At 71.3% G+C, this 15,664-nt stretch carries 13 protein-coding genes; 10 read left to right on the forward strand and 3 right to left on the reverse strand.

What is annotated here, in order from left to right; all coding sequences use genetic code 11:
- Positions 1-229: 229 nt before the first annotated feature.
- Positions 230-3,163: a BTAD domain-containing putative transcriptional regulator gene (locus ACLJQE_RS23730; protein ID WP_410641502.1), complete on the reverse strand. Its 2,934-nt coding sequence runs from the start codon at positions 3,161-3,163 to the stop codon at positions 230-232.
- A gap of 332 nt (positions 3,164-3,495) precedes the next feature.
- Between ACLJQE_RS23730 and ACLJQE_RS23735 the strand changes: the two genes are divergently transcribed.
- The 3 genes from ACLJQE_RS23735 (at position 3,496) to ACLJQE_RS23745 (ending at position 7,055) form a co-directional block, all read left to right on the forward strand.
- The gene (locus ACLJQE_RS23735) at positions 3,496-4,413 is read left to right on the forward strand and encodes a cation diffusion facilitator family transporter (protein WP_410641503.1); all 918 of its coding nucleotides are present in this window, start codon (positions 3,496-3,498) and stop codon (positions 4,411-4,413) included.
- Between the two features lie 159 nt (positions 4,414-4,572).
- Positions 4,573-6,090: an amino acid permease gene (locus ACLJQE_RS23740; protein ID WP_410641504.1), complete on the forward strand. Its 1,518-nt coding sequence runs from the start codon at positions 4,573-4,575 to the stop codon at positions 6,088-6,090.
- Between the two features lie 269 nt (positions 6,091-6,359).
- Positions 6,360-7,055 (forward strand): LPXTG cell wall anchor domain-containing protein, encoded by a 696-nt coding sequence (locus tag ACLJQE_RS23745; protein WP_410641505.1) that lies wholly within the window; start codon positions 6,360-6,362, stop codon positions 7,053-7,055.
- Positions 7,056-7,106: 51 nt separating this feature from the next.
- On the opposite strand, the gene ACLJQE_RS23750 is transcribed toward ACLJQE_RS23745, so the two are convergent.
- Positions 7,107-9,371: a hypothetical protein gene (locus tag ACLJQE_RS23750; RefSeq protein ID WP_410641534.1), complete on the reverse strand. Its 2,265-nt coding sequence runs from the start codon at positions 9,369-9,371 to the stop codon at positions 7,107-7,109.
- Between the two features lie 92 nt (positions 9,372-9,463).
- Here ACLJQE_RS23750 and ahcY point away from each other — a divergent pair, with 92 nt between their 5' ends.
- From ahcY to ACLJQE_RS23765, 3 genes are all read left to right on the forward strand, one after another.
- On the forward strand, positions 9,464-10,936 hold the full coding sequence (gene ahcY / locus ACLJQE_RS23755) for an adenosylhomocysteinase (protein WP_410641506.1): 1,473 nt from the start codon (positions 9,464-9,466) through the stop codon (positions 10,934-10,936).
- 110 nt (positions 10,937-11,046) lie between these two features.
- Entirely contained in the window at positions 11,047-11,334 is a 288-nt protein-coding gene (locus ACLJQE_RS23760) for a FitA-like ribbon-helix-helix domain-containing protein (protein ID WP_410641507.1), read from the forward strand.
- Positions 11,328-11,771 carry a type II toxin-antitoxin system VapC family toxin gene (locus ACLJQE_RS23765; RefSeq protein WP_410641508.1) on the forward strand — a complete coding sequence of 148 codons (444 nt, stop codon included), beginning with the start codon at positions 11,328-11,330 and terminating at the stop codon, positions 11,769-11,771. Before ACLJQE_RS23760 ends, ACLJQE_RS23765 begins: the two co-directional genes overlap by 7 nt.
- Before the next feature lie 159 nt (positions 11,772-11,930).
- On the opposite strand, the gene ACLJQE_RS23770 is transcribed toward ACLJQE_RS23765, so the two are convergent.
- Complete coding sequence (locus tag ACLJQE_RS23770) at positions 11,931-12,929, reverse strand: hypothetical protein (protein WP_003085563.1); 999 nt, start codon at positions 12,927-12,929, stop codon at positions 11,931-11,933.
- 247 nt (positions 12,930-13,176) lie between these two features.
- Here ACLJQE_RS23770 and ACLJQE_RS23775 point away from each other — a divergent pair, with 247 nt between their 5' ends.
- From ACLJQE_RS23775 to ACLJQE_RS23790, 4 genes are all read left to right on the forward strand, one after another.
- Entirely contained in the window at positions 13,177-13,752 is a 576-nt protein-coding gene (locus tag ACLJQE_RS23775; protein ID WP_410641509.1) for a papain-like cysteine protease family protein, read from the forward strand.
- Positions 13,749-14,504: a hypothetical protein gene (locus ACLJQE_RS23780; RefSeq protein ID WP_410641510.1), complete on the forward strand. Its 756-nt coding sequence runs from the start codon at positions 13,749-13,751 to the stop codon at positions 14,502-14,504. Before ACLJQE_RS23775 ends, ACLJQE_RS23780 begins: the two co-directional genes overlap by 4 nt.
- Before the next feature lie 163 nt (positions 14,505-14,667).
- Positions 14,668-15,318 (forward strand): dTMP kinase, encoded by a 651-nt coding sequence (locus ACLJQE_RS23785; protein ID WP_410641511.1) that lies wholly within the window; start codon positions 14,668-14,670, stop codon positions 15,316-15,318.
- Between the two features lie 35 nt (positions 15,319-15,353).
- The gene (locus ACLJQE_RS23790; RefSeq protein WP_410641512.1) at positions 15,354-15,536 is read left to right on the forward strand and encodes a hypothetical protein; all 183 of its coding nucleotides are present in this window, start codon (positions 15,354-15,356) and stop codon (positions 15,534-15,536) included.
- Positions 15,537-15,664: the final 128 nt, after the last annotated feature.

The raw sequence follows: 15,664 nt of genomic DNA on the forward strand, positions 1-15,664 counted from the left end.
GGGCCGGTGGAGTGGGCGGCATGCCGGTTCGGTGCGGGCTCCCCGCGGGCCAGGTCGGTGAGGGCATCCCGAGCAGGCCGGTTCGGCGAGGGCGGCACCGCCGGCAGGGCGGCTCGGGCGGGCCGATCGGTACGCCAGGTCGGTGAGATACCCCGGAGGGTCGGGCTCGGGCGGGGCGCCCGGCGCAGGTCGGTGAAAGGCAGGTCGGCTCGGTTCGGCCGGCGGGCCGTCAAGCCGAGTCGGTCAAGGCGAGCAATGCCCGGCGCAGGGCGGCCGCGCTGGCGTCGCGGGGGTCGAGCAGCTCTGCCCCCTCGGCCGCCGCCTCTGCCGCCGCCTTCGGGTCTCCCGTGGCGGTGTGCGCCCGGTTCAACACCAGCCACGTCAAGCCCGTGGCCGCTCTGCTGCCCATCTCGCGGAACTCGTCCAGGCACGCCCGGAGCACCGGTATCGCCTGTGCCGCGCGGCCTTCGCCGATCCAGCCCGCCGCCAGTGCCCGGGTGCACGACAGCTCGCGTGGCCGCTCGTCCAGCTCCCGGGCCAGCTCGCGGGCCTCGCCGAACGCCGCCGTCGCGTTGTCGCGTGCGCCCGTTGTCGCCGAGATTGCGCCGCTGGTGCGCAGCGACTTCGCCAGTGCCGAACGCGCCATCGTGCCGCGCAGCAAATCCACCGACTCCGCGATCGCCGCCACCGCGCCCGGGTCGTCGCCCGTCAGGAGCGACGACCACGCGTACCCGTGCAGGGCCTCGCCGATCATCCGGGCGTCGCCGGTCGAGCGGGCCGCCGACAGCGCCGTCTTGTCGACCTCCCGGGCTTCCGCGATCCGGCCCAGCCGCAACAACGCGGCCGACTCCGCCGCGCGCACCCACCCCAGCTCGGCCGCCGATCCGTCCACAGTGAACAGTTCGCGGGCGTCGGCCGCCGTCTGGAGGGCCTCTTCCGCCCGGCCGAGGCCGATCAGGCAGTGCGCCAGGTTCGCCGAAACCCACGCGTGCGTACGCCGGTCGCCGAGGGCCTCCAGCTCCTTCGCGCACGCGCGGTAGCGGACCGCGGCCTCCTCGTACTCGCCACGGGCGTGCCGCAACAGCGTCAGGGTGGCCTCGGCGACCGCCGCCAGCGGTGGGTCCGCGGTCAGGACCGTCTCGTACGCCGTGCGCATGTCGGCGTACTGCCCGTGCAGGTACAGGTAGACGCCGAGGCGGTCGAGCAGCAGGAGGGCGTCCCGCGCGCCGAGCGTGCCGAGGAGCAGCACGACGTTGGCGCGCTCGGCGGCGAACCAGTCGTCCGGGCGTGCCAGCAGGCGCTCCACCAGCTCGTCCGGCAACGGCTGCGCGGGCGGCTCGTGGACCGGGGACGGCATCGGGACCGTGCGCGGCAGCCGGGCCGCCGCCGCGTCGGCGAGCGCCAGCGTGGCGGCCAGCACCGTCCGGAGGCCTTCGCCGTCCGCCGGGTCGCCGAGCTCGGCGGCGTACAGCCGGACGAGGTCGTGCATCCGGTAGCGGCCTTCGCCGGTCCCGTCCGCGCCGCGGGCCTCCAGCAGGCTCGCTTCGACGAGCTCTTCGACCGCCTCGTCGGCGTCCGGGTCGTCGACCAGTGTGGTGACCGCCCAGGCCGGCAGGTCGGCCAGGCGGCACCGCCCGAGCAGCCGGAACGCGCGCCGCGCGGGCGGCCGCAGGCCTTCGTAGCTCAGCGCGATGCTGCTCCGGACGGCCAGATCGCTCACGGTCAGTTCGTCGAGACGGCGGACCTCGTCTTCGAGCCGGCCGGCCAGCTCGCCGAGCCGCAGGTGCGGGCGGATGGCCAGCCTGCTGCCCGCGATCCGCAGGGCCAGCGGCAGCCGCGCGCACGCCGCGATGATCCGCTCGGCGTCGGCGCGCTCGCGGGCCACCCGCGCCCCGGCGAGCCGGTGCAGCAGCTCGGCGGCGTCGGCGCCGGACAGCGGACCGAGTGGCAGCCGGTGCGCGCCGGCCAGCCCGCTCAGCCGCCGGCGGCTCGTCACGAGCACCGCGCAGCCCGGCGTGCCCGGCAGCAGGGTGCGGACGTGCCCGGGGTCGACGGCGTCGTCGAGCACCACCAGCACCCGCCGGTCGGTGAGCCTGCCGCGGAACACCGCCGCGCGCGCCCGCACGTCGTCCGGCACGGCGGGGCCGGGGACGCCCAGCGCGCGCAGCAGGTCGGCCAGCACCTCCCCGATGTCGCGGCCCCCCAGCGGCACGTACAGCTGGCCGTCCGGGAACCGCGCGCGCAGCCGGTGCGCGGCGCGCACGGCGAGGGTGCTCTTGCCCGCGCCCGGCTCGCCGCTCAGCACCGCGACCGGAACGCCGGCGCCGGCGCCGAGCACGCCGTCCAGCTCCGCCAGCTCGGCGTCGCGGCCGGTGAAGTCCCCGATGTCCGGCGGGAGCTGGCACACCGGCCATACCGCGGGCGGCAGCCGCGGCACGGGGTCCTCGCCGCGCAGGACGGCCGCGTGCACCCGCCGGGCCTCCGCGCCGGGCTCGACGCCGAGTTCCTCGATCAACGTGGCCCGCAGCCGCCGGTAGACCTCCAGCGCGCTGCCCTGCTGCCCGGCCCGGTGCAGCGCGATCATCAGCTGCGCGGCCAGCCGTTCGCGCAGCGGGTGCTCGGTGATCATGGCCTGCAGCTCACCGGTCAGCTCCCCGTGCCGCCCGGCGGTCAGCTCGGCGTCGACGCAGTCCTCGAACACGGCGAGCCGCTCGGACTCCAGCCGGGCGACGTCGGCGTCGAGCCTCGGCACGTGCAGCCCGGCCAGCACCGGCCCCCGCCACAGCGCGAGCGCCCGCCGGAAGTGCCCCGCGGCGGCCACCGGGTCCGCGGCCCGCCGCCCTTCGGCCACGGCGGACCGGAAGACGAGCAGGTCCAGCTCCTCCGGTTCGACGTGCAGCCGGTAGCCCGGCGGGCCGTGCTCGACCCGCAGGCCCTCGATCCGGTCGCGCAACCGCGAGAGGTACGTGTGCAGGTTGGACGTGGCCGACTTGGGTGGCCCGTCCGGCCACAGCGCCTCGACGAGCACGTCGACCGGGACGTGCTGACCGGCGTTGAGCAGCAGCACGGCCAGCAGCGTGCGCTGCCGCTCACCGCGCAGGACCGCCCATCGGCCCGGCGGGCTCTCGACGGCGAGCGGACCGAGCACGGCGAAGTGCGCCATGTCACCTTCCCGGTAGTGGCCGGCTGGAAAAACCACGGTAGCGAAGGGGTACGACAGAACCGGCGGCCGTGGTTGACGTGACCTTCGCTTGTCCGGCAACTCTGCGACGGACTGGATGGAACGCCCCAATGTGGCCTTCGGTGCGTTGAACGCACCCAAGGCGGCCTTCGGTGCGTTCAACGCAACCAAGGCCACATTGGGGCGCTTGGAGGGCGCTGCGGACGGGATATCGCCGCCATCGCCTGAGCGACCCCCCGGGCCGGTGACGACCGGGCTGGGCCGCTCCTACTACGCTGCACTCCGACGTTTCAGGACCTACCAGGGGAGCGGTCGTGTCAGCTGGAGGCGGAACCAAGGCGATCCTCGCGGCACTCGGGGCGAACGCCGGGATCGCGGCGGCGAAGTTCGTCGGCTTCCTCGTCACGGGGTCGTCGTCGATGCTGGCCGAGTCGGTGCACTCGCTGGCCGACACCACGAACCAGGGCCTGCTGCTGATCGGCCAGAAGACGTCGAAGCGGGAAGCCGACAAGGAGCACCCCTTCGGCTACGGCCGCGACCGGTACTTCTACTCCTTCATCGTCGCGCTGATGCTCTTCACCCTCGGCTCCGCCTTCGCGTTCTACGAAGGCATCCACAAGATCGGCCACCCGGAGCCGCTCGTATCGCCGTTCGTCGCCGTGATCATCCTGGTCGTCGCGGTCGCGTTGGAGAGCTACAGCTTCTACACCGCGATCACCGAGTCGAAGAAGGTCAAGGGCAACGCGAGCTGGTGGGGCTTCATCCGCCAGGCCAAGGAGCCCGAGCTGCCCGTCGTCCTGCTGGAGGACGCCGGCGCGCTGCTGGGCCTCCTCCTCGCGCTGCTGGGCGTCGGGCTGTCGATCGTCACCGGCAACCCGGTCTGGGACGGCGTCGGCACCCTGGCGATCGGCGTGCTGCTGGGCATCATCGCGATCATCCTGATCATCGAGATGAAGAGCCTGCTCATCGGCGAAGGCGCGAACGAGGGCGTCCTCGCCACGATCGTCGACGAGCTCGCCGCGGGCAAGGTCGAGCGCGTCATCCACATCCGCACCCAGTACATGGGCCCGGACGAGCTGCTCGTCGCGGCGAAGCTGGCGATGGTGCCGGGCCTCGACACCGCCGAGGTGGCCACGGCCATCGACGACGCCGAGGCCCGCGTCCGCGCCAAGGTGCCGGTGGCCAGGCTCATCTACCTCGAACCGGACCTCGACCGAAGTCTTGCGCGTTAATCGAAGATCCGTGACAACCGGGGCTTCGCCCCGGGCCGGGGGCTTCGCCACCCGGACCCCCAAAGTGATCCACTTCGCCATCTTCGGCGAGCCGTCACCGACCTGACCCGATAGGGTGACCTACCGCGATACATGCAGGCCAGCGGCAGGAGGTCAACGGTGCCCGGAACGGGATTGTGGCGCACGAAATCGATCGAACAGTCCATTGCGGACACCGACGAGCCGGGCACCAGGCTCCGGCGGAACCTGAGCGCGTGGGACCTCACGGTCTTCGGTGTCGCCGTCGTCATCGGCGCCGGCATCTTCACGCTGACCGCGCGCACGGCCGGTGACTACGCCGGGCCGTCGGTCTCGCTCGCCTTCGTGTTCGCGGCGATCGCCTGTGCGCTGGCGGCGCTGTGCTACGCGGAGTTCGCCTCGACCGTGCCGGTCGCGGGCAGCGCGTACACCTTCTCCTACGCCACTTTCGGCGAGTTCATGGCGTGGATCATCGGCTGGGACCTGATCCTCGAACTCGCCGTCGGCGCGGCGGCCGTGTCCAAGGGCTGGTCGGTGTACCTCGAGACGGTGCTCGCCTACCTGTTCGGGAAGGGCACGAAGACGACGTTCGACATCGGGAGCGTGACCGTCGACTGGGGCGCGCTGCTCGTCGTGGCGGTCCTGACGATCCTGCTGGTCGTCGGCACGAAGCTGTCGTCGCGGGTGTCCATGGTGATCACCGGGATCAAGGTCGCCGTGGTGCTGTTCGTGATCATCCTCGGCCTCTTCTACATCAAGGGCGCCAACTACACGCCGTACATCCCGCCGGGCGAGACGGGCGGGGCCGGCCAGACGGGCGTCGACCAGTCGCTGTTCTCGCTGATCGCGGGCGGTGCGAGCAGTTCGTTCGGCGTCTTCGGCCTGCTGGCCGGCGCTTCGCTGGTGTTCTTCGCGTTCATCGGCTTCGACATCGTCGCGACCACCGCGGAGGAGACGAAGAACCCGCAGAAGGCCGTGCCGCGCGGGATCATGGGCTCGCTGGCCATCGTGACCGTGCTGTACGTCGCGGTGTCGCTCGTGGTCGTCGGGATGACGTCGTACAAGGACCTCGCGACCAAGGCGGGCGACGGCAGCCACAAGACCCTCGCCACGGCGTTCTCCGCGAACGGCGTCGACTGGGCGGCCAACATCATTTCCTTCGGCGCGCTGGCCGGCCTGACCACCGTCGTCATGGTGCTCATGCTGGGCCAGGTCCGGATCATCTTCGCGATGTCCCGCGACGGCCTGATGCCGCGCGGCCTGGCGAAGACCGGCGAACACGGCACGCCGAAGCGCGCGACGCTCATCGTCGGCGGCCTGGTCGCGGTCGCGGCCGGTTTCTTCCCGGCGGACAAGCTCGAGGAAATGGTGAACGTCGGCACGCTCTTCGCGTTCGTGCTCGTCTCGGCCGGGGTGCTCGTGCTGCGGCGGACGCGGCCGGACCTGCCCCGGGCGTTCAAGGTGCCGCTGGTGCCGCTGATCCCGATCCTGGCCATCCTGGCCTGCCTGTGGCTGATGCTGAACCTGACCGTGCTGACGTGGCTGCGGTTCCTCGCCTGGATGGCGCTGGGGGTGGTGCTGTACTTCGGCTACAGCCGCCGGCATTCGCTGCTCGGCAAGCGGCAGGCCGACGAGCCGGTGAAGGTTCCCGAAGCCTGACTTGCGCGATAAACGCCCCGCCTGCCTGAATGTCCAGGTCGGCGGGGCTTTTTGCGTTTGGTTGCTTAATGCCAGGTTACGACTTGATCAAGACGATCTTGCGATTTGTGCGCAAAGAGGGACCCCGCGTAAGCGGCTGGGTGACGTGCGATACCTTTCGATCCTTCGTGTGCCACTGACGGGTGAATTACAGCCGCGTGATTCCCACGTTCAGTGGTGCCTCGATCCCCGTTTTTGCCGTTCATCCCCCGTTCGGTACTGGAGAACTCATGCGCAGACGTTCCTTCCGCGGCGCCGTGGCGGTCATGGCGCTCACCACCGCTGCCCTGATCGGGACCGCCGGTTCCGCCCTGGCCTGCTACAGCGACGACACCCGTCCCAACCCGACGCCGGGCAAGCCGACGCCCTGTGCCGACGGCAAGGTCCTCGACCAGAAGGACGTTGTCTTCGAGCTGGCCAAGAACAACACCCGGCTGAACATCAAGTCGGTCAACGAGGGCGTCACGGTCACCCGCATCGTCGTCGTCGGCGGCGACGACGGCTTCAACGACTACACGCCGGGCAAGAAGAAGCTCGACAAGAACGCCCCGTGGAACGACCTGCGTGCGCCGTTCAACTACAACGGCAGCCAGCCGAAGATCGACAAGTGGTTCCTGTGCGGTTCGAAGACCACCAAGCCGCCGCAGACCACCACCACGACGACCGCGCCGACCAAGCCGTCGACGCCGGCCACCGAGACCACGAAGCCGAGCGCCCCGGCGACCTCGGAAGCCTCCGTCTCGCCGACCAGCGCCAGCACCACCGCCCCGGCCGCCGTGCCGGCGGGCAACGAGTCGGGCACCGGTGGCGGCCTGGCCAACACCGGTTTCGACAACAGCTGGCTGATCTGGGTCGGCGCCCTGCTGCTGGCCGCCGGTGGCGGTCTGCTCGCGCTGCTGAAGTTCCGCCGCAAGGCTTCCGAGTGAAGCTGAGCTAGTCCACGGTCGAAGGTCCCTCGCTCCGCGCGCGAGGGGCCTTCACCGTTTCTGGGGGAAGTCCCCGAACAGGGAGCCCTGCTCGCCCCAGGACGGCTTGCCGAGACCGGCGGCCATCGCGACGGCGTGGTCCCATTCGGCGTCGACGACGTAGTCCTGGTGCTTGAGCACCCCCGGCGCCCAGCGGTGCCGCCCGGTCGGGCCGCGCAGCGGGTCCGGCAGCCAGTGGTCGCCGCCGAGGATCAGGACGCCGTTGCCGTCGGCCGCCGCCGACACCGGGCCGCTGCCGCCGCCGGGGAGGAACCCGACGCCGTGCAAGCGCCGGTCGGCGACCGAGTGCCGCCAGGTCGTCACGCCGCCGCCGAAGATGTCGGTGCCGCGGCACAAGGCCCGCCAGCGGCCGTCGAGGTCGGCGAAGAGCCGTTCCAGCGCTTCCTGCGGCAGCAGCGCCGGGAAGGCGCGCTGGTAACCCCACTGCAACGGGGACCCGGCGGTCAGCACGCCGACGCGTTCGAGGTCCCCTTCCGGCAGTTCGGCCGCCAGCCGGGCGGCGGCCATGATCGTCAGCAGGCTGCCGAGGTTGTAGCCGGAGAGCACCACGCGCGTCCCCGGCTCGGCGAGGTGCTCGCGCGCCCGCGCGGCCAGCTCCGGGACGACTTTCAACGCGTAGCACGGCGGGACCGTCGGGTGCGCCGCCCGCGGCCAGAAGCAGACCAGGTCGGCCAAGGCGCCGAGGTGGCGGCTGCGCTGCGGGGTGCGCGCGGCCGTGTAGACCACCCGCAGCAGGCCCGCGGCCAGTGCGCCGAGGGCGACCACGCCGATCGCGGACAGCGGGCCGAACCAGCCGGGAACCAGCCCGAACCCGAACCGCAGCACCAGCAGCGCCGCGCCGCCCGCGGACATCGCGCTCGCGACCGCCAGTGCCAGGTGGTGCAGGTGCCGCCGTTCCCACGCCGACCGCGCCCAGGCCGCCGCGGCCTCGGCCTCCTGCCGTTCGTCGTGCTCCATCAGCTCGACGATCTCGGGGATGCCCCGCCGCAGCCGCCGCAGCGGGACGGCCACCGCGAAGCCCAGCACGCCGAGCACCGCGGCCAGCGCCAGGCCGGCGCCCCACAGGACCGTGACCAGCAGATACGTTTCGGGCACCCGCAGGTGCTCCGCCCCGGAAAGACGGCGGAGCGCTTCGGCGAGCCCGGCCCCGAACCCGCCGCCGAGCAGGCCGGCCAGCGCGAGCACCGGTGCGGCCGCCCAGCCGCCCATCCACGGCCGCAGCCGCCGCGGCTTGTGCTTCCAGCCGGGCCGGGCCAGCAGCGCCGCCGGCGCGAGGAACAGGGCGAACAGCACCGTGACGGCGACCAGGGCGGCGCCCAGGCCTTCGACGACGCCGTTCGTGCCGGGCAGCGGGCCCGCGCCCGGACCGGGGGAAAGCAGCCGTGCCGCGGCCACGACGACCAGCAGGGTCGCGAAGGCGAGCACGCCGGGCCGGGCGAACCGGCCGGTGTCGACGCCGACCGCGGCGGCGGCGACGGTGGCGAGCACCACGGCCAGCGTGCTGATCCAGACGACCAGGCCGAAGCTGTCGCCCGGCGCGCGGAACGGCCCGCCGAGCAGCAGCAACGCGACCGAGGCCAGCGCCGCGACGGTGTGCAGGCAGCGCAGCGCCGGCGTCTCGGGGTCGGCGCGCATCCGCAGCGGGCCGCCGGTGAGGTCGCCGTCGGCGTGCACCGCCCAGGTCGCGCTCGAAATCCGGTGCAGGACGAAGATCACGGCGAGCAGCGGCAGCACGCCGACGGCGATCCGGGCTCCCGCCGTGCGGAGCACGTCGGGGATCACCGGCAGGCAGCCTGACCCCGGCGCGAGGCACTGCGCGGCGAACAGGTCGAGCGCGATCGCCGCGAGCTGGCCCACCAGCAGCATCGTCAGCAGCAGGGCGCCGACGCGCAGCAGCCCGCGGCAGACGGCGCCGAGTACCCGCGCGAGACGGCGGTCCGGGACCGGGGGCAGCATCCAGAACGCGACGTTGGCCAGGGAGAACGGGAACAGCAGCGCCCAGGTGGCCTTCGCGGCGCCGCCCGAGGTCATCCCGTGCCAGAGGTAGCCCTCGAGGGTTCGCGGGATCGACCGGCCCAGCGCCGGCAGCACCGGCCCGGGTGCCGGGCGGCGCAGCCGGTCCGCCGGGCGGACCACGCGGCCCAGGCCGTCACCGGCGACGTCGACGGTCGAAACGGCGTCGAGCAGCGTTTCCCCGCTGGTGCCCACGAGCCCGGCGACGCGGATTTCCACGACGCGGGTGTCCGGACCGGGCATGGGCACGGTAAGGGCCTCCTAACACTTCTAGGGACAGTCGAGCGGACAACGGTAGTGTTCGGGTGTCATCGAGCCTTGGAGGAATCGCCACTATGACCCCCGAAAGCGTTGCCAAGCGGCACGAGACCCGCAACGGCATCGAGTTCGCCGTCGCTGACCTCGAGGCCGCCGAGTTCGGCCGCAAGGAGATCCGCCTCGCCGAGCACGAGATGCCGGGACTGATGGCGCTGCGGCGCGAATACGCGGAGGTCTTCCCGCTGCGCGGGGCGCGCGTGTCGGGCTCGCTGCACATGACGGTGCAGACCGCGGTGCTGATCGAGACGCTGGTGGCGCTGGGTGCCGAAGTGCGCTGGGCGTCCTGCAACATCTTCTCGACGCAGGACCACGCCGCCGCGGCGGTCGTTGTCGGCCCGCACGGCACGACCGAGGAGCCCAAGGGCGTCCCGGTCTTCGCGTGGAAGGGCGAGTCGCTCGAGGAGTACTGGTGGTGCACCGAGCGGATGCTCACCTGGGACGGCGAGGGCCCCAACATGATCCTCGACGACGGCGGTGACGCCACGATGCTGGTGCACAAGGGCACCGAATACGAGAAGTCCGGCGTCGTGCCGAACCCGGACGAGAACACCTCGGACGAGTTCCGCGTGTTCCTCGAGCTGCTGCGCACGTCGGTGGCGACCGACACGGGCAAGTGGACGAAGATCGGCGAGGGCATCCGCGGTGTGACCGAGGAGACCACGACCGGCGTCCTGCGGCTCTACCAGCTCGCCGCGGCGGGCGAGCTGCTGTTCCCGGCGATCAACGTCAACGACGCGGTGACGAAGTCGAAGTTCGACAACCGCTACGGCATCCGCCACTCCCTGATCGACGGCATCAACCGCGGCACCGACGTGCTGATCGGCGGCAAGGTCGCGGTGGTCTGCGGCTACGGCGACGTCGGCAAGGGCGCGGCGGAGTCCCTGCGCGGCCAGGGCGCCCGCGTGATCGTGACCGAGATCGACCCGATCTGCGCGCTGCAGGCGGCGATGGACGGCTACGCGGTCCGCAAGCTCGAAAGCGTGCTGCCCGAGGCCGACATCATCATCACCACCACCGGCAACAAGGACGTCGTGCTGGTGGAGCACATGGCGAAGATGAAGCACCAGGCCATCCTGGGCAACATCGGCCACTTCGACAACGAGCTCGACATGGCGGGCCTGGCGCGCTACCCGGGCATCCGCCGGATCAACATCAAGCCGCAGGTCGACGAGTGGATCTTCCCGAACGGCAACACGATCATCGTGCTGTCCGAGGGCCGGCTCCTGAACCTGGGCAACGCGACCGGGCACCCGTCCTTCGTGATGTCGAACAGCTTCTCGAACCAGGTGATCGCGCAGGTCGAGCTGTTCACCAAGCACGAGGAGTACGACAACGAGGTCTTCCGGCTGCCGAAGAAGCTCGACGAGAAGGTCGCGAAGATCCACCTCGACGCGCTCGGCGGTGAGCTGACGAAGCTGACCAAGGAGCAGGCGGAATACATCGACGTGGATGTCGAAGGACCGTTCAAGCCGGAGCACTACCGGTACTGAGGTTCTCGCGTTTCAGCTGCTCAGGGCCGCCCCGAAAGTGTTCGGGGCGGCCCTTTGTTCTGCGCTCGGAACAGTGATAGCACGAATGGGTGACGTGTTATCATGGGGTCGTGAAACAGTTGATCACAAGGATCGACGACGAGCTGCACGCCCGGCTGAAGGCGCTGGCCGAAGCCGAAGGGCGCAGCATGAACGACCTGGTCACGGAAGCGTTGAGGGGCGTTGTGGCGAAGACCGAAACCGCGCTGGAGCGGAGAAACCGCCTGGTGGCGGAAGGCAAGCTGATCACCTTCGTGCCGGAGGGCGAAGCGCCGGGGCACGACGAGCTGGAAGAACGCTCGCGTGGCTGGGGCACGGCCGTCAGCGAGGCACTCGACTGGACCCGGGGTGAATGGTGACTGTCTTCTACGCCGACACGAGCGCCGTGGTCGGGGCATACCTCGCCGACGAGGCCGACCACGCCGAATTGCGGAAGCTCCTCATCGACGGTGGGCACCTCGTGCTCACCAGCGAGCTGACCCGGCTGGAGTGCGCCAGCGCCTTCACCGCGGCCAAGCGGACCGGGCGGATTCCGGACGCCCGCGATTACCTGACGCGGTTCGACCTGGACACACGGACGGTGCTGGGTGTGATCCCGCTGGCACCGCATCGGATCTTCGCGGCAGCCCGGCGGCTGGTCACCGACAACTATCCCGTGCGCACCCTCGATGCCATCCACATCGCGGTCGCGATGCACGACACCGCCGAACTCACCGGCGGCGAACCGGTCACGTTCGTCACCCGTGACGAGCGCCAGGCCGATGCCGCCAAGGCCAACGGGTTCGAGGTGCTGTGATGGTCGACCTCATGGCGGGGGTCGTCCGCAGCCGTGTCGACCCTTCCATCACGTGTGTCGACCTCCCAGTCACGCGTGTCGTCCATTCACGCACGGTCGGGGAGTGAGCTCGGTCGTGATCAGGCGGTCGACACACGTGACTGAAGGGTCGACACTGCCTCAGTTCCACTCCACCGCGACCCCGGCCAGCCCCGGCCCGGCGTCGCTGAAGAACGCGCTGCTCACCCCGCCCATGTCGCAGGCCAGCTCCTCCGCCACCACCGGCAGGGCGTCGTCGCGGGCCCGGACCTGGCGGGTGCAGCGGGCCGGGAGCGCGTTCCGGTCGAACCGCAGCTGGACCAGGTAGCTCGCGCACCGGTCACGCAGCATCCGGTAGTAGCCCGGCGACGCCGACCCCGAATCGTCGCGGACCTCGAAGCAGAACACGTGGATGTCGCCCTCGGCGAGCTTGCGGTCGAACAGCAGCTCCGTTGCCATCGTGTCCGCGTCCGGGTTGCGGCGCATCCGGCCCACCCGGCAGCCCTCGTCCGTGATCAGCTCGACGTCGTCGATGCGGCAGCCCGGGTCGCCGTTGTACACCGTGAGGTACCGGTCCGGGCCGTGCCGCCGGGCCCGCGTCACCAGCCTCGTGCGCAGGCTGACCTGGCGGTGCTCCGCGTCGAACGTGATCGTGTCGTGGACCGACAGCAGCTCCAGGTCGGCGTTGTAGTGGTTCGACGACGGGTACGCACCGAGCTCGGCCAGCAGGTCCTCGACGATCGACCCCATGTCGCCGGAACGCAGGTCGTGGAACGACGCCGCCGGCTGGTGGCCGCGCCGGACCAGCCTGGGGCCGATCAGCACCACCAGGGCGTCCGCGGGCAGCTGGAGGACCGATTCCAGGGCCCGGACCGCCGGCAGCGCCTTCGGCACCTCGGGCTGACGCAGCCCGCGTTGCCAGTAACTCAGCGTCGACTGTCCGATTTGGACCCCGCGCAGCGCGAGGTGGGCACGCAGCCGGGCGAGCGAGAGCCCGCGGTAGGCGATCGCCAGCCGCAGGGCGTGGTGGAACTCACCGGTGCGGAGTGCCTCGGTCAGCTCTTTCGGCAGTTCGGCGACCGATGCCCGGGTCGTGCGGGCGCCATCGATGATCAGTGGGAGGTTCCCGTCTTGTGCCACCGCTCGTCCCTTCACCCGACCAGTGTGTGCGCTGGGCGTGAACACCGCGGAACGTTCACGGTAGCAGCGTAGAGTGCCCCGGCCGACCCCCGTTCAGGGTGGTTGGCCACGTAAGGGTGACTGTTCCGCGTTCCGGCTACGACCCGGAACGGTCCGTTCCTCCGGATGGCGTTCTTGCTCCTTGTGACCGCGTTGTTCACCGTTGTGACCACCGCTGGTTCGCCCACTCCTCCACAGGAGGCCGTCTGTGCTGGTGAAGTCGAGCCAGGTCCACGCCGTACTGGCCGTGAGCCTGCTGTTGTGCCTGGTCGCGCCGGCCGCTGCCGGAGCCGCGCCCGGAGTGCCGTCGACCTACCGGAACCAGATCGTCCTGCAGCTCCAGCAGAAGAACCAGTGGTGCTGGGCCGGCGCGGGCAACACCATCGCCGCCTACCACGGCGTGGTCGTCAGCCAGACGCGGTTCTGCCAGCTCGCGCACGGTGAAACCGGCGCGGACTGCGCGAACCTCACCGGCACGCTCGCCGACCCGCAGCGTGCCTTCGCCCAGCTCGGCTTCAGCTCGCCGGGCCGCTACCTCGACCGGCGCATTTCCTACGCCGACGTCCGGACGCAGGCCGCGGCGAACCGGCCGGTCGAGACCCGCGTCGGCTGGCGCTCGGGTGGTGGTCACGTGCACGTCCTCTACGGCTACGACACCCGCGGCGACTGGGTGTTCTGGGGCGACCCCGGCCCGGCCAAGCGCTACAACTGGTCGACCTACGGCTACTACACGCAGAATTCGTCCTTCACCTGGACGCACACGCTCACCGGGATCGCCCGATGAGCAGGCGGGCGCTCGTGCTCGCCGTGCTGACCGGCGCGGCGCTGCTGATGACGGCTCCGGTGTCAGGCGCGGCCCAGGCCGCCGGCATCAGCAGCGCCGATGCCTCCGCGGCGCACAGCGCGACCGCGGGGTTCCAGGACGTCCTGGTCCGGTTCTTCGCCCAGGCGCCGGACGCGCAGGGGCCGGTCACGGTGCAGATCGAGCCGGACGCCCATCCCGTGTACGAGCTCTCGCCGGACTTCGTCGCGGGCAAGGCCAACGCGACGCCGGGTGACTTCGCTTACTTCGCGATCCTCGCGCGGGCCTCCGACGGCCGGACCGCGACGCTCTGGTCGGTCCGCGGCGCCGACGGCACCTGGCAGATCGGCAACATCGCCTCGGGTGACGTCGAAGCCGGGTATGCCCGGAAGCTGCTCGCGGGCGCCCAGCTGCTGCACGAACCCCAGGTCGACGCCTGGTACGCGGTCCGAGACGGCCGGGTGACGTCGCTGTCGGACGGCACCGCGGTCACCGTCGACGGCTACCAGCGGACCGTCGAAGCGCGCTACGCCGACAAGCTCCCCGGCTCGCTCTACGCCCGCGACGGCGAGGCCGGCGGCTACGACTCGACGTCCCAGGTCATGCCCCGCGGCGACGGCGGCCCGGCGCCGTCCGGCCACGACACCGGCTGGCTGCCGCTGCTGATCCTCGTCGGCGTGCTCGCGGTCAGCGGCGCCGGTTACGTGCTCCACCTGCGGCGGCACCCCGCCTAGACGAACCGGCGGGCTCGGCGTCGATCCCCTTCCCCCGAGCCCGCCGGTCCACCACCGCTGTGCTGATCGGTACTGATCCGACCACAGCCACGGCCGAATGACTTCGTAGCAACGGTTGCGTGCGGTGCGGGGGGATCGGCTTGCTTTTGGCCGGATCAGTACTGTGACCGGCGTGGGTCGACTGGTGGTCATCGAAGGGCTCGACGGTGCGGGCAAGCGCACGCTCACGGACGGGCTGACGGCGGCGCTGGGCGCCAAGGGCGCGAGCGTGACGTCGCTGGCGTTCCCGCGCTACGGCGAAAGCGTGCACGCGGACCTCGTCCGTGAAGCACTGCACCGCGGGCACGGGGACCTCGCCGACTCGGTGTACGGCATGGCCATGCTCTACGCGCTGGACCGCAGCGGCGCCGCGGACGAGATCCGCGCGCTGCGGGACGCGCACGACGTCGTCCTGCTCGACCGGTACGTCGCCTCCAACGCCGCGTACGCGGCCGCGCGCCTGCGTCAGGACGCGGCAGGCGAAGTCGTGAAGTGGGTGTGGGAGCTGGAGGTCGGCCGCTTCGGCCTGCCCCGCCCGGACGCGCACCTGCTGCTGCGCGTCGCGCCGGCGGTCGCGGCCGAACGCGCCGAACGCCGGGCGGAGACCGAGACCGGCCGGGAGCGCGACGCCTTCGAAACCGACGACGCCCTGCAGCGGCGGTGCGCGGCCGTCTACGACGAGCTGGCCGCGTCGGGCTGGCTCGCGCCGTGGCACGTCCTCGACGGCGTCGCGGGCGTGGACCTCGAAGCGCTGGCGACGACGCTGCTGAGCTGACCCGCCTCAAGCGCCCCAATGTGGCCTTGGTTGCGTTGAACGCACCCAAGGTGGCCTTCGGTGCGTTCAACGCAACCAAGGTGGCCTTCGGTGCGTTGAACGCACCCAAGGTGGCCTTCGGTGCGTTGAACGCACCCAATGTGGCCTTCGGTGCGTTCAACGCACCTAAGGTGGCCTTCGGCGCGTTCAACGCAACCAAGGCCACATTGGGGCGCTAGGTGTGATGTCCGGGGAGGTTGTCCCGGGTTGAGGCGGTGACGGCCTGTCGTGCTGACAGGTGAAGGCCTCCGGTTGTGAAGTGGAGCTGTCTAGGAACCACATCACCGCCCGGAGGCCTTCGTGTCCC

Origin of the sequence: Amycolatopsis sp. lyj-346 (assembly GCF_046548975.1) — a bacterium.
Taxonomy (GTDB): domain Bacteria; phylum Actinomycetota; class Actinomycetes; order Mycobacteriales; family Pseudonocardiaceae; genus Amycolatopsis.

Bases quoted from the DNA above. Each gene is read 5' to 3' on its own strand.
- ahcY (WP_410641506.1), top strand. From the start codon at position 9,464: ATGACCCCCGAAAGCGTTGCCAAGCGGCACGAGACCCGCAACGGCATC.
- ACLJQE_RS23750 (WP_410641534.1), bottom strand. From the start codon at position 9,371: ATGCCCGGTCCGGACACCCGCGTCGTGGAAATCCGCGTCGCCGGGCTC.
- ACLJQE_RS23780 (WP_410641510.1), top strand. From the start codon at position 13,749: ATGAGCAGGCGGGCGCTCGTGCTCGCCGTGCTGACCGGCGCGGCGCTG.
- ACLJQE_RS23730 (WP_410641502.1), bottom strand. From the start codon at position 3,163: ATGGCGCACTTCGCCGTGCTCGGTCCGCTCGCCGTCGAGAGCCCGCCG.
- ACLJQE_RS23765 (WP_410641508.1), top strand. From the start codon at position 11,328: ATGGTGACTGTCTTCTACGCCGACACGAGCGCCGTGGTCGGGGCATAC.
- ACLJQE_RS23745 (WP_410641505.1), top strand. From the start codon at position 6,360: ATGCGCAGACGTTCCTTCCGCGGCGCCGTGGCGGTCATGGCGCTCACC.